This is a genomic window from Vreelandella janggokensis, assembly GCF_031451615.1.
Classification (GTDB): domain Bacteria; phylum Pseudomonadota; class Gammaproteobacteria; order Pseudomonadales; family Halomonadaceae; genus Vreelandella; species Vreelandella janggokensis.
In genome coordinates, this window is sequence record NZ_JARWAJ010000003.1 from 353,154 (window position 1) to 368,395 (window position 15,242).

Genomic DNA, 15,242 nt, shown 5'->3' on the forward strand with positions numbered 1-15,242 from the left:
CTCAAGGGGGCGGCCGTTTTGCTATGGGCGAGGCCCTTTAGCCTAACCCAAGTACTTGATCATCACCCCGGCGGCTACCGCCGAGCCAATCACCCCAGCCACGTTGGGCCCCATGGCGTGCATCAGCAGGAAGTTATGCGGGTTGGACTCGAGTCCCACCTTGTTGGCCACACGTGCGGCCATGGGCACCGCCGAAACGCCTGCCGCGCCAATCAATGGGTTGATCGGCATTTTGCTCACCAGGTTCATCAATTTGGCCATCAGCACGCCTGCCGTGGTGCCAATCCCGAAGGCGACGATCCCCAGCGCCATGATGCCCAGCGTTTCAACCGCCAGGAAGCTGTCGGCCATGAGCTTGGAGCCCACTGCCAGCCCGAGCATGATCGTCACGATATTGATCAGGGAGTTTTGCGCCGTGTCGCTTAACCGCTCGACCACGCCGCATTCGCGCATCAGGTTGCCAAAGCAGAACATCCCCAGCAGCGGCGACGCATCGGGCAGAAACAACGCCACCAGGATCAACAGCAGCAGCGGAAACACAATCTTCTCGAGCTTCGACACCGGGCGCAGCTGCGTCATGGTGATCTCGCGCTCTTTCTGGGAGGTCAGAAGGCGCATGATCGGCGGCTGGATCAACGGCACCAGCGCCATGTAGGCATACGCGGCCACGGCAATCGCACCCAGCAGTTCAGGCGCCAGCATGCTCGAGACGTAGATCGAGGTCGGACCATCTGCACCGCCGATAATGCCGATGGCAGCCGCCTGGTTGAGCGAGAAATCCATCCAGCCCATCGACGACAGCAGTACGGCCCCGAAGAGGGTGGCAAAGATCCCGAACTGCGCGGCGGCGCCGAGAAACAGCGTTCTCGGATTGGCCAGCAGCGGCCCAAAGTCGGTCATGGCGCCAACGCCCATGAAGATAATCAGCGGTGCAATGCCTGAGGTAATCGCCACGGTGTAAAACATGTACAGCAAACCATCGCCATAGCCCGCGCCATTGGCCACGGCTTTTGCGGTGGCAAGCTGTTCGGCTGCGCCATTGGCCATCATCTGTTGAAGGCTCGTGCGCCAGCTCTCGATACTCGCCTGGGTGTCGAGGCTGCCCCCCAACGCCGAAGCAAGCTGCTCCAGCACGGCGGGGCGCCCCACATCAATCGCTTGTTCAAGAGCGGACAGCGCCAAACCGGCTTCCGGAATATTGGCGAGAATGCCACCAAAACCAATCGGCACCAGCAGCAATGGCTCAAACTTCTTGTAGATAGCGAGATAGAGCAGTAACAGGCCCACCATCACCATCACGGCTTGGCCCAGTTCCAGGTTATAAAGCCCGGAGCCTTGCCATAGGGTCAGTAATTTATCCATGCGAGGTCCTTAAAGTTCGATCAGCGTATCGCCAACGACAACGCTGTCGCCTTCACTGACGCTAACAGCCGAAACGGTCCCGGCACTGCTGGCGCGCACTTCGGTTTCCATTTTCATCGCTTCGAGAATAATCACCACGTCACCTTCTTCGACGGTGTCGCCCTGGCGAACATTGACCTTGAAGATGTTGCCAGCGAGCGGGGCGGTGATTGCCTCGCCGCTGGGGGCCGGTGCTTCTTCCTTGGCAGCGGTGGCAGATGCACCTGCCTGCTCTTGCACGTTGCTGATGTCACCACCCTCGGCGACTTCCACAACGAACGCCTTGCCGTTGAGCTTGACGGTATAGGTTTCCGGGCCGTTACTGGCGGCAGGCGCTTTGCTTTCCCCTTTGGCAGGCCCGCTGGCCGTTTCCGCCTCGGCTGCCTGGGGCTCGGGCTCAAAGGCGTCGGGATTATCCCGGTTCTTGAGGAACTTGAGGCCAATCTGCGGAAACAGCGCGTAGGTCAGCACGTCGTCGACTTGCTGATCGCCGTCGGCCAGGCGAATGCCGTCGGCCTTGGCATTGTCCTTCAGTTCGCTGGCCAGCTTGTCCATTTCCGGCGAGAGATTATCCGCCGGGCGGCAGGTAATCGGCTCGCTGCCTTCCAGCACGCGCTGTTGCAGCTCGCTGTTGAAGGGCGCAGGTGCGGCGCCGTATTCGCCTTTGAGCAACGCCTGGACTTCCTTGGAAATCGACTTGTAGCGCTCCTCCATCATGACATTCATCACTGCCTGGGTGCCGACAATCTGCGAAGTCGGCGTGACCAGCGGAATAAAGCCCAGGTCTTCGCGTACGCGGGGTATTTCGGTGAGAACATCGTCGAGCTTATCGCCCGCGCCCTGCTCCTTGAGCTGGCCTTCCATGTTGGTCAGCATGCCGCCGGGTACCTGGGCGATCAGAATCCGCGAGTCGATGCCACGCAGGGAGCCTTCAAAGGCGGCGTACTTCTTGCGCACGCCACGGAAATAGCTGGCAATATCTTCCAGCAGCTCAAGGTCGAGCCCGGTATCGCGGTCGGTGTCCTTGAGCATCGCCACCACCGATTCAGTGGGGCTGTGGCCGTAAGTCATCGACATCGACGAAATGGCGGTATCAACGTTATCGATGCCCGCCTCGACCGCCTTGAGAATGGTCGAGGTGGAAAGCCCCGTGGTAGCGTGGCAGTGCAGGTGTACGGGAATCGACAGTTCTTTCTTGAGACGCGAGACCAGTTCAAACGCGGTGTAAGGCGTGAGTAGACCCGCCATATCCTTGATAGCCAACGAATCCGCACCCATGGCCGCGATGGTCTTGGCGAGGTCGACCCAGCTATCCAGGGTATGTACCGGACTAACCGTATAAGAAATAGTCCCCTGCGCATGACCGCCCACCTGGCGAACCGCCTTGATGGCGCGCTCCAGATTGCGCGGGTCGTTCATGGCATCAAAGACACGAAATACATCGACACCGTTGGTTTTGGCGCGCTCGACGAATTTATCGACCACATCGTCGGCGTAATGGCGATAGCCCAGCAGGTTCTGGCCGCGCAGCAACATCGCTTGCGGTGTGTTCGGCATCGCCTCTTTGAGTGCCCGGATGCGCTCCCAGGGATCTTCGCCCAGATAACGGATGCAGGCGTCGAAGGTCGCGCCGCCCCAGGTTTCCAGCGACCAGTAGCCGACCTTATCCAGCTTTTCGGCAATCGGCAGCATATCGGCTAGACGTAAGCGGGTAGCAAACAGCGACTGATGGGCGTCGCGCAGCACGACATCGGTAATGCCTAGTGGTCTTTTTGTTTCGTTCATGGCTTGGCTCGTAGTCAAGGAATGTTTATTTGTAGTAAAAATAACAAAAAATTATGCGGTTTGCGCGGAGCACCCCAACAAAAGATGAAAGTTAACGACGTCTTTTCGAGCGATAACGGTGCACTGCAGCACTAATCACGGCAAGCGTCTCATCGCCCTGCCCTTTTGCTGGGGAGGCAGGCTTGGCGCTACCACCAGGCGCAACCGGCGCGGGGGCAGGCTGAAAACGCCGGATAATGCCTGACATCAAAGTCAGCAAAAAAACTAAAATCGCAAGAAAAACAAACACAAACCCCATGCCTAACGCCATAAGCCCCAGGCCTTCGTGTAATAATTCCGGGTCCTGCATAAGGCTTCTCCTATCTGGTAGCCAATAAGACCATCAACGCGACCGCTCATTGACGCTTGGCGCAATGCTGGGAATACACTAACCTGCCACACCCCCTGAAGAATGCAATGGCGCGATGGTGTAAGTCATGGTTGTTAATTTACTACATAAAGGCGAAATCGGACTAGCCCCCATGGAGGGTGTGATCGATGCTGTCACGCGCGAGCTGCTGACGGTCAGGCCCGGGTTTGACTGGACGGTGACGGAATTTGTGCGTGTCGTCGATGCCCGCTTACCCCCTCGGGTGTTTTACAAACACTGCCCTGAACTCGCCCGCGATCAGGTTGCCACACCCAGCGGCATTCCCGTTCACCTGCAACTCCTGGGCGCCGACCCGGTGGCTCTCGCTGCCAATGCCCGCCAGGCTTTGGCACTCGGGGCGCGCAGCATTGATCTTAATTTCGGCTGCCCGGCCAAGCTCGTCAACCGTCACGACGGCGGCGCATCGCTGCTGCGCCAGCCCGAGCGCGTTTACCAGGCCGTGAAAGCGGTTGCTTGCGCCCTCGACGGCGAAATTCCCGTGACGGCAAAAATCCGCCTGGGGTTTTCTGACCGCCGCCTGGCCGTTGCCTGCGCCCAGGCCACTGAAGCCGGCGGCGCCGCACGGCTCGTCGTTCACGGGCGTACCCGTGACGAAGGCTACCGGCCACCCGCTCACTGGGAATGGATCGCCAAGATCCGACACCGCGTTTCACTGCCCGTGGTGGCCAATGGGGATATCTGGTCCCTGGAAGATTACTGGAAAGCGCGCACGCTCTCAGGATGCCGTGATGTCATGCTGGGACGCAGCGCCCTGGCCGATCCCTGGCTGGCGCCCAGGATACGACACTGGCAGAGCACCGGCGAGCGCCTGGCCGACACCACTTGGTCAATGCGCGCCAACGTTCTCAAGCAATACGCTCATCGTCAGCGTCAACAGTTGCCTAAGAAAGTGGTGGTATCGCTCGTTAAGCAGTGGCTTGCACAGATGCGCCAAGGCAACGCGGAAGCCAACCTTCACTTTCAGCGCGTCAAGCGGATTACCGATCTGGACACCCTGCTTGATAGCCTTGTGGTGCCAACCCGGATGGCCGAACCGGCATAAAAAAAGCGCCCTACCGTGAAGTGGGGCGCTAAACGAGCACGAGACTCAAGCGCGTGGCACTTGAGCCTGTCTAGAAAGCAGAAAACCCGCCCTTGAAAAGGACGGGTTTGGAATCTGGCGCGCCCGGGAGGATTCGAACCTCCGACCCTCTGATTCGTAGTCAGATACTCTATCCAGCTGAGCTACGGGCGCGTGGATGCTATTCCACGTTTGCTATATAGGTAAAACAACATCTAAAAAGGTGGCGCGCCCGGGAGGATTCGAACCTCCGACCCTCTGATTCGTAGTCAGATACTCTATCCAGCTGAGCTACGGGCGCTTACCTTGGTGTGCGGCTGGCGGAGAGAGAGGGATTCGAACCCTCGATAGGGCTATAAACCCTATACTCCCTTAGCAGGGGAGCGCCTTCAGCCACTCGGCCACCTCTCCTTAACGGCACGGCGCGAATATTACCGATTTGGCAGGAAGTTGTCCAGCCCTGCTCGGATTTTTTTCGCGCCGGCCTTACCTTACGCGTAAAACGCGGCACTATCGCACCATCAAACAGCGCTTATTCGGCTTCACTTTCACCGCTTCGTTCGCGCTGAATACGCTGGTATATCTCTTCACGATGAACCGCCACGTCTTTAGGCGCATTGACGCCGATACGAACCTGGTTACCCTTCACACCTAGTACGGTGACGGTGATTTCATCCCCGATCATCAGGGTTTCGCCGACACGGCGGGTTAGGATGAGCATGGCTGATCTCCTTCTCAGACGTTATATACAACGGGATGTGTCCGCCGGCAGCGGTACCATGCCATTATGCGGCATGCTACCCCCTGCCACCAAAGGCACCGGCTCCATGACACCTTAACCTCCCGTTGAAAGAAAGCTCACCACCACACGGCAGCAAGTACCCTTCAGCGTAGAAGGTATAAGGCGTTAATGTTATTCAGATTCGATATCTGACTTATCCAGGCCGAATGCCTTGTGCAAGGCATTCACGGCCAGCTCCATATGTTTCTCGTCAATCACTACCGAAATTTTAATCTCGGAGGTCGACACCATACGGATATTAACGTTTTCGTCAGCCAGCACGCGAAACATTTTCGATGCCACGCCCGCGTGAGAACGCATACCGACACCCACCAGCGATACTTTCGCGATGTTGTCGTCACCACGCAATTCACCGCCGCCCAGGCCTGGAATCACCGTCTCTTCAAGCAGCTTCTTGGTGGCCTTGTAATCACCCTTGGCCACAGTAAACGTGAAGTCGGTGTAATCGCCTGCCGGGGCCACGTTTTGAACGATCATGTCGACTTCAATATTGGCGTCGGCAATCGGGCCCAGAATACGTGAGGCAACACCCGGCACATCAGGCGTGTTGAGCAGGGTCAGTTTGGCTTCGTTTTTGGTAAAGGCGATACCGGAGATCAGCGGTTCTTCCATGGAATCCTCGTCTTTGTCTGCTTCAGCAACAATTAGGGTACCGGGGCCATCTTCAAAGCTCGACAGCACCCGCAGGGGAACGTTGTATTTGCCAGCAAATTCGACCGCGCGAATTTGCAGTATTTTTGAGCCCAGGCTTGATAGCTCGAGCATTTCTTCGACGGTAATATTTTCCAGACGCTGCGCCTTGGAACAGACACGGGGGTCGGTGGTGTACACGCCGTCGACGTCGGTGTAGATCTGGCACTCATCGGCGCCCAGTGCTGCCGCCAAGGCCACACCGGTGGTATCTGAACCGCCACGACCCAGCGTGGTGATGTTGCCGTCTTCATCGACACCCTGGAAGCCCGCCACCACGACAACCTGACCGGCGTCGAGGTCGGCTCTCAGGTCTTCGGTTTCGATGCGCTGGATGCGCGCCTTGGTATAGGCACTATCGGTATGGATACCCACCTGGGCACCGGTATGCGACGTTGCCGCCACACCTGCCTGCTGCAGCGCCATCGCCAACAGGGAAATCGTCACCTGCTCACCGGTCGACAACAGCATGTCCATCTCGCGCGGGGCGGGGTCGCTGTTTAGCGCTTGGGCCATATCGGTCAGGCGATTGGTCTCCCCGCTCATCGCAGAGACGACGACGACTACCTGATGGCCCTGGTCGCGGAAACCTTTGACCTTTTCCGCCACGGCCTTGATACGGTCGACAGAGCCCACCGAGGTGCCGCCGAACTTCTGTACGTATAATGCCATATGCCGTTTTCCTGTGGTTTGGACATGTATGAAGAAAAAAGCCGATAGCAAATAATGCCACCGGCCTGTCTGTTTAGCTAAGCGTGTTTTCCAACCATGCCGGTACGCTGTTCAACGCACCGGGGAGGGCATCGGGCTGGCTACCCCCGGCCTGGGCCATGTCCGGGCGACCACCACCTTTGCCCCCAACCTGTGAGGCCACGTGGTTAACCAGTTCGCCCGCTTTGACCCGGTCGGTGAGGTCTTTGGTGACCCCAGCAATCAGGCTGACCTTGCCAGTGTCTGTATCGGCAACGCCAAGAATGATCACCCCCGAGCCCAGCTTGTTCTTCAGCTGGTCGAGTACGCCGCGCAGCTCTTTACCTGATACGCCGTCCAGCTGGGTCGCCAGCAGTTTAACGCCGTTAACGTCCTGCGCCTGGCTGAGCATGTCACTACCGGCGGCGCTGGCAAGCTTGGCCTTGAGTTGCTCAAGTTCTTTTTCCAGACTGCGATTGCGTTCGACCAGCCCTTCGACGCGCGCTTCAACCTGCTCGGGCTTGGTCTTCAGCCGCTCCCCAAGCCGCTGGACACGGGCCTCCTGTTCGCGGAAATATGCCAGGGCATTTTCGCCGGTAATCGCTTCGATGCGGCGCACGCCCGAGGCAATGCCTGCTTCGCTGACCAGATGGCAAGAACCGATGTCGCCGCTGCGCGCCACGTGGGTACCACCGCACAGCTCAATCGAGAAGTCATCTTCACCGATGGTCAGCACGCGGACGTTGTCGGCGTACTTGGCTTCAAACAACGCCGCAGCCCCTTTGGCCTTGGCCTGATCCAGGCTCATTTGCTCGATTTTGGTCGGCGCGTTGGCGAGGATCTGTTCGTTGACCAGCCGCTCCACTTCGGCCAGTTGCTCGGCGGTCATGGGCTCGAAGTGGCTAAAGTCAAAACGCAGGCGCTCGGCATTAACCAATGAGCCCTTTTGCTGCACATGGTCGCCCAGCACCATGCGTAGCGCCTGATGCAGCAGGTGAGTCGCCGAGTGGTTGCGAACAGTGGCATTACGCAGGCTCGCATCCACCTCGCCGCGCACCTTGGCCCCGACACTCATCGTGCCCTCGACCATGATCCCCTGGTGAAGATGGTGGCCACTTTGTTTCTGGGTGTCGGTGACCTGGAAGCGCCCACCGTCGACATGCAGGTAACCGGTATCGCCGACCTGACCGCCCGATTCACCGTAAAAGGGGGTGCGATCAAGGACGACAACGCCTTTCTGCCCCGCTTCCAGTGCTGCCAATTCATTGCCTTCAGTATCCACCAGAGCGGTCACGCTGGACTGGTCTTCCAGCCGGTCGTAGCCGGTAAAGGTGGTTTCGCCGTCCAGTTCGATGGAAGCGCTGTAGTCGGCGCCAAACTGGCTGGCCGCGCGGGCACGCTCGCGCTGGGCTTCCAGTTCACGGTGGAAGCCCTCTTCATCCAGCGTGACTTCGCGCTCGCGGCACACATCGGCGGTCAAATCGTAGGGGAACCCGTACGTATCATAGAGTTTGAACACCGTCTCGCCCGGCAATACGTCGCCCTGCAGGTTATCGAGTGCCGCGCTTAAAAGCCCCATGCCGTGGTCCAGTGTCCGGGCAAACTGCTCTTCTTCCTTGAGCAGGACACGGGTGATCTGATCGCGTGCGTCGCGCAGCTCGGGATAGGCATCGCCCATTTCCGTATCGAGTGCGTCCACCAGCTTGTGGAAGAACGGCTCTGTCGCCCCCAGTTTGTGGCCATGGCGAATCGCTCGACGAATGATCCGGCGCAGTACATAGCCACGCCCCTCATTGGACGGCAGTACGTCATCGGCAATCAAGAACGCGCAGGAACGGATGTGATCGGCTATCACCCGCAAGGAAGGCGCGGTGGTATCCGCGTAGCCAGTGGCGCTTGCGGCGGCCTGGAGCAGGTTCTGGAACAGGTCGATTTCATAGTTGGAGTGCACGCCCTGCATGACGGCCGCGACACGCTCCAACCCCATGCCGGTATCGATGGACGGCTTGGGCAGTGGGTTAAGCGTTCCTTCGGCGTCGCGATCGAACTGCATGAACACCAGGTTCCAGATTTCGATGTAGCGGTCGCCGTCCTCTTCCGGGCTTCCCGGCGGGCCACCCCAGACCTCGGGACCGTGGTCAAAGAAAATTTCGGAACTGGGGCCACAGGGGCCGGTATCGCCCATCTGCCAGAAGTTATCTTCATCGAGCTTGGAAAAACGTTCAGGATCGATACCGATCTCATCTTTCCAGATGCGTTCGGCTTCGTCGTCGCTGATATGTACCGTTACCCACAGCTTGTCCTTGGGCAACCCCAGGGTCTCGGTAAGAAAGGTCCAGGCGAAACGAATGGCATCACGCTTGAAGTAGTCACCAAAGCTGAAGTTGCCCAGCATTTCAAAGAAGGTGTGGTGGCGCGCGGTATAGCCGACGTTGTCCAGGTCGTTGTGCTTGCCACCCGCACGAACACAACGCTGCGCCGAGGTGGCACGCACGTAGGGGCGCGGGTCTCGACCCAGAAAAACGTCCTTGAACGGCACCATGCCGGCATTGGTAAACAATAGCGTCGGGTCGTTGCCCGGCACCAGCGAACTCGTGGGTACGATGGTGTGCCCGTGTTCTTCGAAGAAGGATAGAAAGGCCTGTCTGATCTCTGCGCTCTTCATAGGGTATCCGTAACAATAAAGCGTGATGCCCCAGGGCGCTGTCGCCGCTACCCACTGGGGTCGCAAAAGCGCCATTATAGCGCAGTTGTCAAACGACTAAAGCCGCAGTTAGTGGCAGAGCTATCAGAAAGGAGGCTAAATCGCCCGGCAAAGCAGGCTACAAGCAGTCTAATGCGTAGCGAATCTGGTCAAAATCAAATCCCCGCATCGCCAGAAAACGTTCGCGTTTAGCCCGTTCTTTAGGGGTAGCGCCAGGCGATGAGAAGCGCCGCGCCAGGGTGTCCCGGGCCAGTTCAAACCAGTCGACGGCCTCGCGTTCCTCAACGGTCGCAAACGCTGCCGTGGCGATTTCCTGGTCGACACCACGCTGGCGCAACTCGCCTTTGATGCGAATAACGCCCTGCCCTCGATTCACTCGCGACCGAATGAAGCTTTCGGCAAATCGCTCATCCGACTGCAGGCCCTGCTCGATCAGGGCGTCCAGGCAGGCGTCGATATCCTCAGCAGCAAACGTCTTCTGTTCCAGCTTTCGCGCCAGCTCGGTACGCGAGTATTCGCGCCTTGCCAGCAATTGGATAGCCACCTCGCGGGGGGGGGCTTCGTGGGACGATGGGAACATGCTGACGCCCGCGGCTTAGAGCAGATCGTCTTCGGCGTTCGCGTCAGCCGCTTCTTCCTTCTTGGCAGCCTCTTCTTTCTTCGGCTCGGGCTGGGCAAGCAGCTGGGCGCGAATCTGGCTTTCGATCTCTTCCATGACGTCAGGGTGCTCTTCCAGGTACTGGGCCGCATTGGCCTTGCCCTGACCGATCTTTTTACCCTTGTAGCTGTACCAGGCACCGGCTTTGTCTACCAGGTTCTGCTGCACGCCCAGATCGACGACTTCGCCGGCGTGGTATATGCCTTTGCCGTAGAGAATCTGGAATTCGGCCTGACGGAACGGCGGCGCCACCTTGTTCTTGACCACTTTAACGCGGGTTTCGTTACCGGTGACCTCGTCGCCAACTTTCACCGACCCCGTGCGCCGGATGTCCAGCCGCACGCTTGAGTAAAACTTCAGTGCGTTACCGCCAGTGGTCGTTTCGGGACTGCCGAACATCACGCCGATCTTCATGCGGATCTGGTTGATGAACACCACCAGGCAGTTGGCATTCTTGATGTTGCCGCTGATCTTGCGCAGCGCCTGCGACATCAGGCGTGCCTGCAGGCCAACGTGGGCATCGCCCATTTCGCCTTCAATTTCAGCACGTGGGGTCAACGCCGCCACCGAGTCGATAATGATCACATCGACACCGCCGGAACGCACCAGCATATCGGTGATTTCCAGCGCCTGTTCGCCGGTATCCGGCTGAGACACCAGCAGGTCGTCCAGATTAACACCCAGTTTTTCAGCATAGCTGGGGTCCAGCGCATGCTCGGCATCCACGAATGCGCAGACCTTGCCCTGTTTCTGGGCTTGCGCAATCACCGACAGGGTCAGGGTCGTCTTACCCGAGGACTCCGGGCCGAAAATTTCAGCCACCCGGCCATACGGCAGGCCACCGATACCAAGGGCGATATCCAGACCCAGCGAGCCGGTGGACACCGACGGCATGACAACGCGGGGAGCGTCGCCCAGCCGCATGACCGTGCCTTTGCCAAACTGGCGATCAATCTGGCTGAGCGCAGCGTTGAGCGCCTTGGTGCGATTATCATCCTGAGCCATTCAGTCAATCCTCATCATAAGCTGTATAATTAGCCAGTAGTATGCCAAAGATTAGCCGCTAAACAAATCCTCAGCTAGTGTTTCGCGCGATTATTTCTCGCTGCCGTCACCCACTTTTTCCGCCAGCCGCACTATCAGCCCTGCCAGTGCCTGGCGCACGGCCTGCTCACGAACGGCCTGACGGTCACCGGGAAAAACAAACCGCTCGGCTTGCTGCTGGTCCGCATTGCCCCACGCCAGCCAGACAGTCCCCACGGGCTTGTCTTCGCTACCGCCGTCAGGACCCGCGACGCCGCTGACGGCCACCGCAAGCCCGGCACCGCTTTCCCGGCAGGCGCCCGCCACCATGGCCTTGACCACGACGTCGCTGACCGCGCCATGGGTGTCCAGCGTGCCTTCCGGCACGCCCAGAAGACGCGTCTTGGCCGCATTGGCGTAGGTGACGTAGCCGGTGGTGAAGTACGCCGAACTGCCCGCCACCGAGGTGATCGCGCTGGCAATGCCGCCGCCGGTACACGACTCGGCCGCGGTCACTTCCAGTTGCGCCTGCTGGCACAGGCGCCCCAGGCGTTGGGCTAGCAGGGATAAATCCAGATTCATCAAGCTTGAGACACTGGGTGACATCGTCGCTCCTTCATGTGCGTCATCAATTCAGCGTAGAATACTGTGTTTCAGTTGCTCAAAGAACAGGCAGCAAGTTCCACGCGCTTGCGCCCCGCTCAATTAGGACGTCCATGTCACAGGCCAGCCCCGCGCACACGCCAATGATCGCGCAATATTTGAAGATCAAACGCGAGCACCCCGAGGTACTGCTGTTTTACCGAATGGGGGACTTTTACGAGCTGTTTTTCGACGATGCCAAGCGCGCCGCTGCGCTGCTGGATATTACCCTGACCCAGCGCGGCCAGTCGGGCGGCAAGCCCATCCCCATGGCGGGCGTGCCCTATCATAGTGCCGAAGGCTACCTGGCACGCCTGGTCGCCGCTGGCGAATCCGTTGCCATCTGCGAACAGATTGGCGACCCGGCTACCAGCAAAGGCCCCGTTGATCGCCAGGTTGTGCGTATTGTCACGCCCGGCACCCTGCACGACGAGGCCTTGCTGGACGCCCGGCGCGATAACGTACTGGTGGCCGTTGCGCCCGGCAACGAACAGTGGGGGCTGGCCTGGCTTGAGCTTTCCAGCGGCCGCTTTAGCGTGCTGGAAGTCGACGGTGAAGCCGAGATGCTGGCCGAGTTGACGCGACTATCGCCGGCTGAGTTGCTGGTCCCCGAAAGCCTTACCCTGCCCGACGCATGGTCGCAGACCCGTGGCCTGCGCCGCCAGGGGGAGTGGCTGTTTGACCTGCAGAGTGCGACGCGCAGTTTGTGCGACCAGTTCGAGGTGCAGGACTTACGCGGCTTTGGCTGCGCGCACTTGACCACAGCGCTGGTCGCCGCCAGCGTGCTGATCGACTACGCGCGGGACACCCAGCGCTCACGCCTGCCCCACGTGACGGCCATCAGCGTCGAGAACCGTGACGACGCGGTGGTGATCGATGCCGCCAGCCGACGCAATCTGGAAATCGATATCAACCTCGGGGGCGGGACTGACAACACCCTGGCAAGCGTTCTGGATACCTGCACAACCGCAATGGGCTCGCGCCTGCTGAAGCGCTGGCTGAATCGACCGCTGCGCCAACGAGACGTCATTCAGGGTCGCCAGGCAGGCGTTGCGCTATTAAGCCTGGACGCCAACTACCTGGCCATCCGCGATACCCTGAACGACGTGGGTGACGTCGAACGTATTCTTGCCCGGGTGGCGCTGTATAGCGCCCGTCCACGTGACCTGGCGCGTCTGCGCGATGCCCTGGCCACGCTGCCCACGCTGGAGCAGCAGTTGGGTGAGGTCGAAAACGGCAGCCTGCTGGATAGCCTGCGCCCGCATATTCGCCCCTACCCGGAGATAACCGATACGCTCCAGCGGGCGCTGATCGACAATCCGCCGGTGGTAATCCGCGACGGCGGCGTCATCGCCCAGGGGTACGACGCTGAGCTGGATGAACACCGCGGCCTGGCCGAGAACGCCGGCGACTATCTGGTTCAACTGGAACAGCGCGAGCGCGAGCGCACCGGCCTTGCCAACCTGAAGGTCGGCTATAACCGCGTGCATGGCTACTTTATCGAACTGCCCCGGGCCCAGGCCCAGCAGGCCCCGGCCGACTATATTCGCCGCCAGACGCTGAAAAATGCCGAACGGTTTATCATCCCCGAGCTTAAAGAGTTCGAAGATAAAGCGCTGTCGGCGAAATCCCGCGCGCTAAGCCGGGAAAAGTGGCTTTATGACCAGCTGCTCAACGAGCTCAACGAGGATCTCAACGCACTGCAGCGGACATCCCAGGCGCTGGCCGAACTGGATGTGCTGTGCGCCTTTGCCGAACGCGCCGAAGCACTCAACTGGGTACGCCCAACCCTGGTGGAGGCCACCGGTCTGACCATCCACGCCGGTCGTCACCCGGTGGTCGAGCAGGTGAGTGATCATCCCTTCGTGCCCAACGATGTGACCCTCACCCCCGAGCAGCACATGCTGATTATCACCGGCCCCAACATGGGGGGTAAATCAACCTACATGCGGCAAACCGCGCTGATTGCACTGCTGGCCCACAGCGGCAGCTTTGTCCCGGCGGACGCTGCCGAAATAGGCCCCGTCGACCGTATCTTTACCCGCATCGGCTCTTCGGATGACCTGGCGGGCGGACGCTCGACCTTCATGGTCGAAATGACCGAGACCGCCAATATCCTGCACAATGCCACCGAGCACAGCCTGGTGCTGATGGACGAGATCGGCCGCGGCACCAGCACCTTTGATGGTCTGTCACTGGCGTGGGCAAGTGCAGAGCATCTGGCCAGTGCCCGCGCCTTGACGCTATTCGCGACCCACTACTTTGAAATGACCGGGCTACCCGACCAGGCCGACGGCGTGGCCAATATTCACTTAACCGCTACCGAGCATGGCGACAATATCGTCTTCATGCACCGTATCGAGTCAGGGCCCGCCAGCCAGAGTTACGGCTTGCAGGTCGCCCAACTCGCCGGGGTGCCCAGCCAGGTCATCCAGCGGGCGCGTGAAAAGCTGGTTACCCTTGAACAGCGCGACGTTGAGGAACAGCGTCAAATGCCACTGTCTCAAACGGCCGCACCTCAACAGAATGATTTGTTTGCCAGCGCACCTCACCCGGTGGTGGAGGCGCTGGAAAACGCGGATGTGGATGGTTTATCGCCACGAGAGGCTCTGTCGCTGCTATATCAATGGCGCGAGCTGCTTTAATTCGCGTAACAGAACATCGCCACGGCGCTTGCCGCGGCCTTAGGGCACCTCTAGAATGTCGCCCATACTTTTTAGCTTATAAAAAACGGCTGATTTATAACCATTCACGATTGACCACGACCAAGGGCGTCCCCTTGGTCCCGCAAGAGGGATAGCAAGATGACGTTTGTCGTTACCGAGAACTGCATCCAATGTAAATACACCGACTGTGTAGAAGTCTGCCCGGTCGACTGCTTTTATGAAGGCCCCAATTTTCTGGTGATCCACCCGGACGAGTGTATCGACTGTGCGCTTTGCGAGCCGGAATGCCCTGCCGAGGCAATCTATTCGGAGGATGAACTGCCCGAGGGACAAGAGCAGTTTATTGAAATCAACGCGGAACTGTCAGAAGTGTGGCCCAACATTGCCGAGAAGAAAGACCCGCTGCCCGATGCCGAGGAGTGGGATGGCAAAAGCGGCAAGCTGGAGAAGCTTGAACGGTAAGTGATGCGCGAATCGAGTCGCCATTGCACACCTTTTAGAAACCAGCGACTGCGCTGGTTTTTTTATGCCTGCGGCAGGCATAAAAAAAGGCGGCCCGTAGGCCGCCCGCTCCAAGCACTTCCTCTTGACCACTCCCTGTGTCAACTTCCTTTGGTGCTGTCCTTGCCAGGACTTACATCACTGTTTCACCCGGCGCACCAACCTGCATCCCGTTGCATCCTGCCTGGGG

The 15,242-nt window shown here is 59.3% G+C and carries 12 protein-coding genes and 3 tRNA genes; 3 read left to right on the top strand and 12 right to left on the bottom strand.

Annotated features, from left to right (window positions below):
- Nucleotides 1-42: 42 nt before the first annotated feature.
- From QC816_RS11285 to QC816_RS11295, 3 genes are all read right to left on the bottom strand, one after another.
- Nucleotides 43-1,362 (bottom strand): sodium ion-translocating decarboxylase subunit beta, encoded by a 1,320-nt coding sequence (locus tag QC816_RS11285; protein WP_085918902.1) that lies wholly within the window; start codon nucleotides 1,360-1,362, stop codon nucleotides 43-45.
- Nucleotides 1,363-1,371: 9 nt separating this feature from the next.
- The gene (gene oadA / locus QC816_RS11290; protein WP_085918903.1) at nucleotides 1,372-3,186 is read right to left on the bottom strand and encodes a sodium-extruding oxaloacetate decarboxylase subunit alpha; all 1,815 of its coding nucleotides are present in this window, start codon (nucleotides 3,184-3,186) and stop codon (nucleotides 1,372-1,374) included.
- 91 nt (nucleotides 3,187-3,277) lie between these two features.
- The gene (locus tag QC816_RS11295) at nucleotides 3,278-3,535 is read right to left on the bottom strand and encodes an OadG family protein (protein ID WP_268901097.1); all 258 of its coding nucleotides are present in this window, start codon (nucleotides 3,533-3,535) and stop codon (nucleotides 3,278-3,280) included.
- A 172-nt stretch (nucleotides 3,536-3,707) separates the two neighbouring features.
- Here QC816_RS11295 and QC816_RS11300 point away from each other — a divergent pair, with 172 nt between their 5' ends.
- Entirely contained in the window at nucleotides 3,708-4,658 is a 951-nt protein-coding gene (locus QC816_RS11300; protein WP_309782407.1) for a tRNA dihydrouridine synthase, read from the top strand.
- A gap of 115 nt (nucleotides 4,659-4,773) precedes the next feature.
- Here the strand turns inward: QC816_RS11300 and QC816_RS11305 are convergent.
- From QC816_RS11305 to QC816_RS11345, 9 genes are all read right to left on the bottom strand, one after another.
- Nucleotides 4,774-4,850, bottom strand: a tRNA-Arg gene (locus QC816_RS11305).
- A 50-nt stretch (nucleotides 4,851-4,900) separates the two neighbouring features.
- Nucleotides 4,901-4,977: transfer RNA gene (locus QC816_RS11310), tRNA-Arg, on the bottom strand.
- A gap of 17 nt (nucleotides 4,978-4,994) precedes the next feature.
- A tRNA-Ser gene (locus QC816_RS11315) sits at nucleotides 4,995-5,087 on the bottom strand.
- Nucleotides 5,088-5,208: 121 nt separating this feature from the next.
- A complete protein-coding gene (gene csrA / locus QC816_RS11320) occupies nucleotides 5,209-5,397 on the bottom strand; it encodes a carbon storage regulator CsrA (RefSeq protein WP_066321318.1) in 189 nt (62 codons plus the stop codon).
- 192 nt (nucleotides 5,398-5,589) lie between these two features.
- Entirely contained in the window at nucleotides 5,590-6,840 is a 1,251-nt protein-coding gene (locus QC816_RS11325; RefSeq protein WP_085918905.1) for an aspartate kinase, read from the bottom strand.
- 73 nt (nucleotides 6,841-6,913) lie between these two features.
- On the bottom strand, nucleotides 6,914-9,523 hold the full coding sequence (gene alaS, locus QC816_RS11330; RefSeq protein ID WP_309782266.1) for an alanine--tRNA ligase: 2,610 nt from the start codon (nucleotides 9,521-9,523) through the stop codon (nucleotides 6,914-6,916).
- A gap of 157 nt (nucleotides 9,524-9,680) precedes the next feature.
- Entirely contained in the window at nucleotides 9,681-10,142 is a 462-nt protein-coding gene (locus QC816_RS11335) for a regulatory protein RecX (RefSeq protein WP_309782270.1), read from the bottom strand.
- A gap of 15 nt (nucleotides 10,143-10,157) precedes the next feature.
- Nucleotides 10,158-11,225, bottom strand: coding sequence for a recombinase RecA (recA, locus tag QC816_RS11340; RefSeq protein WP_066321310.1), 1,068 nt, complete (start codon nucleotides 11,223-11,225; stop codon nucleotides 10,158-10,160).
- A gap of 90 nt (nucleotides 11,226-11,315) precedes the next feature.
- On the bottom strand, nucleotides 11,316-11,849 hold the full coding sequence (locus QC816_RS11345) for a CinA family protein (RefSeq protein WP_268901099.1): 534 nt from the start codon (nucleotides 11,847-11,849) through the stop codon (nucleotides 11,316-11,318).
- A gap of 110 nt (nucleotides 11,850-11,959) precedes the next feature.
- Between QC816_RS11345 and mutS the strand changes: the two genes are divergently transcribed.
- Nucleotides 11,960-14,530, top strand: a complete 2,571-nt coding sequence (gene mutS, locus QC816_RS11350; protein WP_309782272.1) for a DNA mismatch repair protein MutS — start codon at nucleotides 11,960-11,962, stop codon at nucleotides 14,528-14,530.
- A 159-nt stretch (nucleotides 14,531-14,689) separates the two neighbouring features.
- On the top strand, nucleotides 14,690-15,013 hold the full coding sequence (gene fdxA / locus QC816_RS11355) for a ferredoxin FdxA (RefSeq protein ID WP_066321307.1): 324 nt from the start codon (nucleotides 14,690-14,692) through the stop codon (nucleotides 15,011-15,013).
- Nucleotides 15,014-15,242 lie beyond the last annotated feature (229 nt).

Excerpts from the sequence above, each read along its gene's own strand:
- QC816_RS11285 (WP_085918902.1), bottom strand. The coding sequence starts at position 1,362 with ATGGATAAATTACTGACCCTATGGCAAGGCTCCGGGCTTTATAACCTG.
- mutS (WP_309782272.1), top strand. The coding sequence starts at position 11,960 with ATGTCACAGGCCAGCCCCGCGCACACGCCAATGATCGCGCAATATTTG.
- oadA (WP_085918903.1), bottom strand. The coding sequence starts at position 3,186 with ATGAACGAAACAAAAAGACCACTAGGCATTACCGATGTCGTGCTGCGC.
- csrA (WP_066321318.1), bottom strand. The coding sequence starts at position 5,397 with ATGCTCATCCTAACCCGCCGTGTCGGCGAAACCCTGATGATCGGGGAT.
- QC816_RS11300 (WP_309782407.1), top strand. The coding sequence starts at position 3,708 with ATGGAGGGTGTGATCGATGCTGTCACGCGCGAGCTGCTGACGGTCAGG.
- fdxA (WP_066321307.1), top strand. The coding sequence starts at position 14,690 with ATGACGTTTGTCGTTACCGAGAACTGCATCCAATGTAAATACACCGAC.
- QC816_RS11335 (WP_309782270.1), bottom strand. The coding sequence starts at position 10,142 with ATGTTCCCATCGTCCCACGAAGCCCCCCCCCGCGAGGTGGCTATCCAA.
- recA (WP_066321310.1), bottom strand. The coding sequence starts at position 11,225 with ATGGCTCAGGATGATAATCGCACCAAGGCGCTCAACGCTGCGCTCAGC.
- QC816_RS11295 (WP_268901097.1), bottom strand. The coding sequence starts at position 3,535 with ATGCAGGACCCGGAATTATTACACGAAGGCCTGGGGCTTATGGCGTTA.
- alaS (WP_309782266.1), bottom strand. The coding sequence starts at position 9,523 with ATGAAGAGCGCAGAGATCAGACAGGCCTTTCTATCCTTCTTCGAAGAA.
- QC816_RS11325 (WP_085918905.1), bottom strand. The coding sequence starts at position 6,840 with ATGGCATTATACGTACAGAAGTTCGGCGGCACCTCGGTGGGCTCTGTC.
- QC816_RS11345 (WP_268901099.1), bottom strand. The coding sequence starts at position 11,849 with ATGTCACCCAGTGTCTCAAGCTTGATGAATCTGGATTTATCCCTGCTA.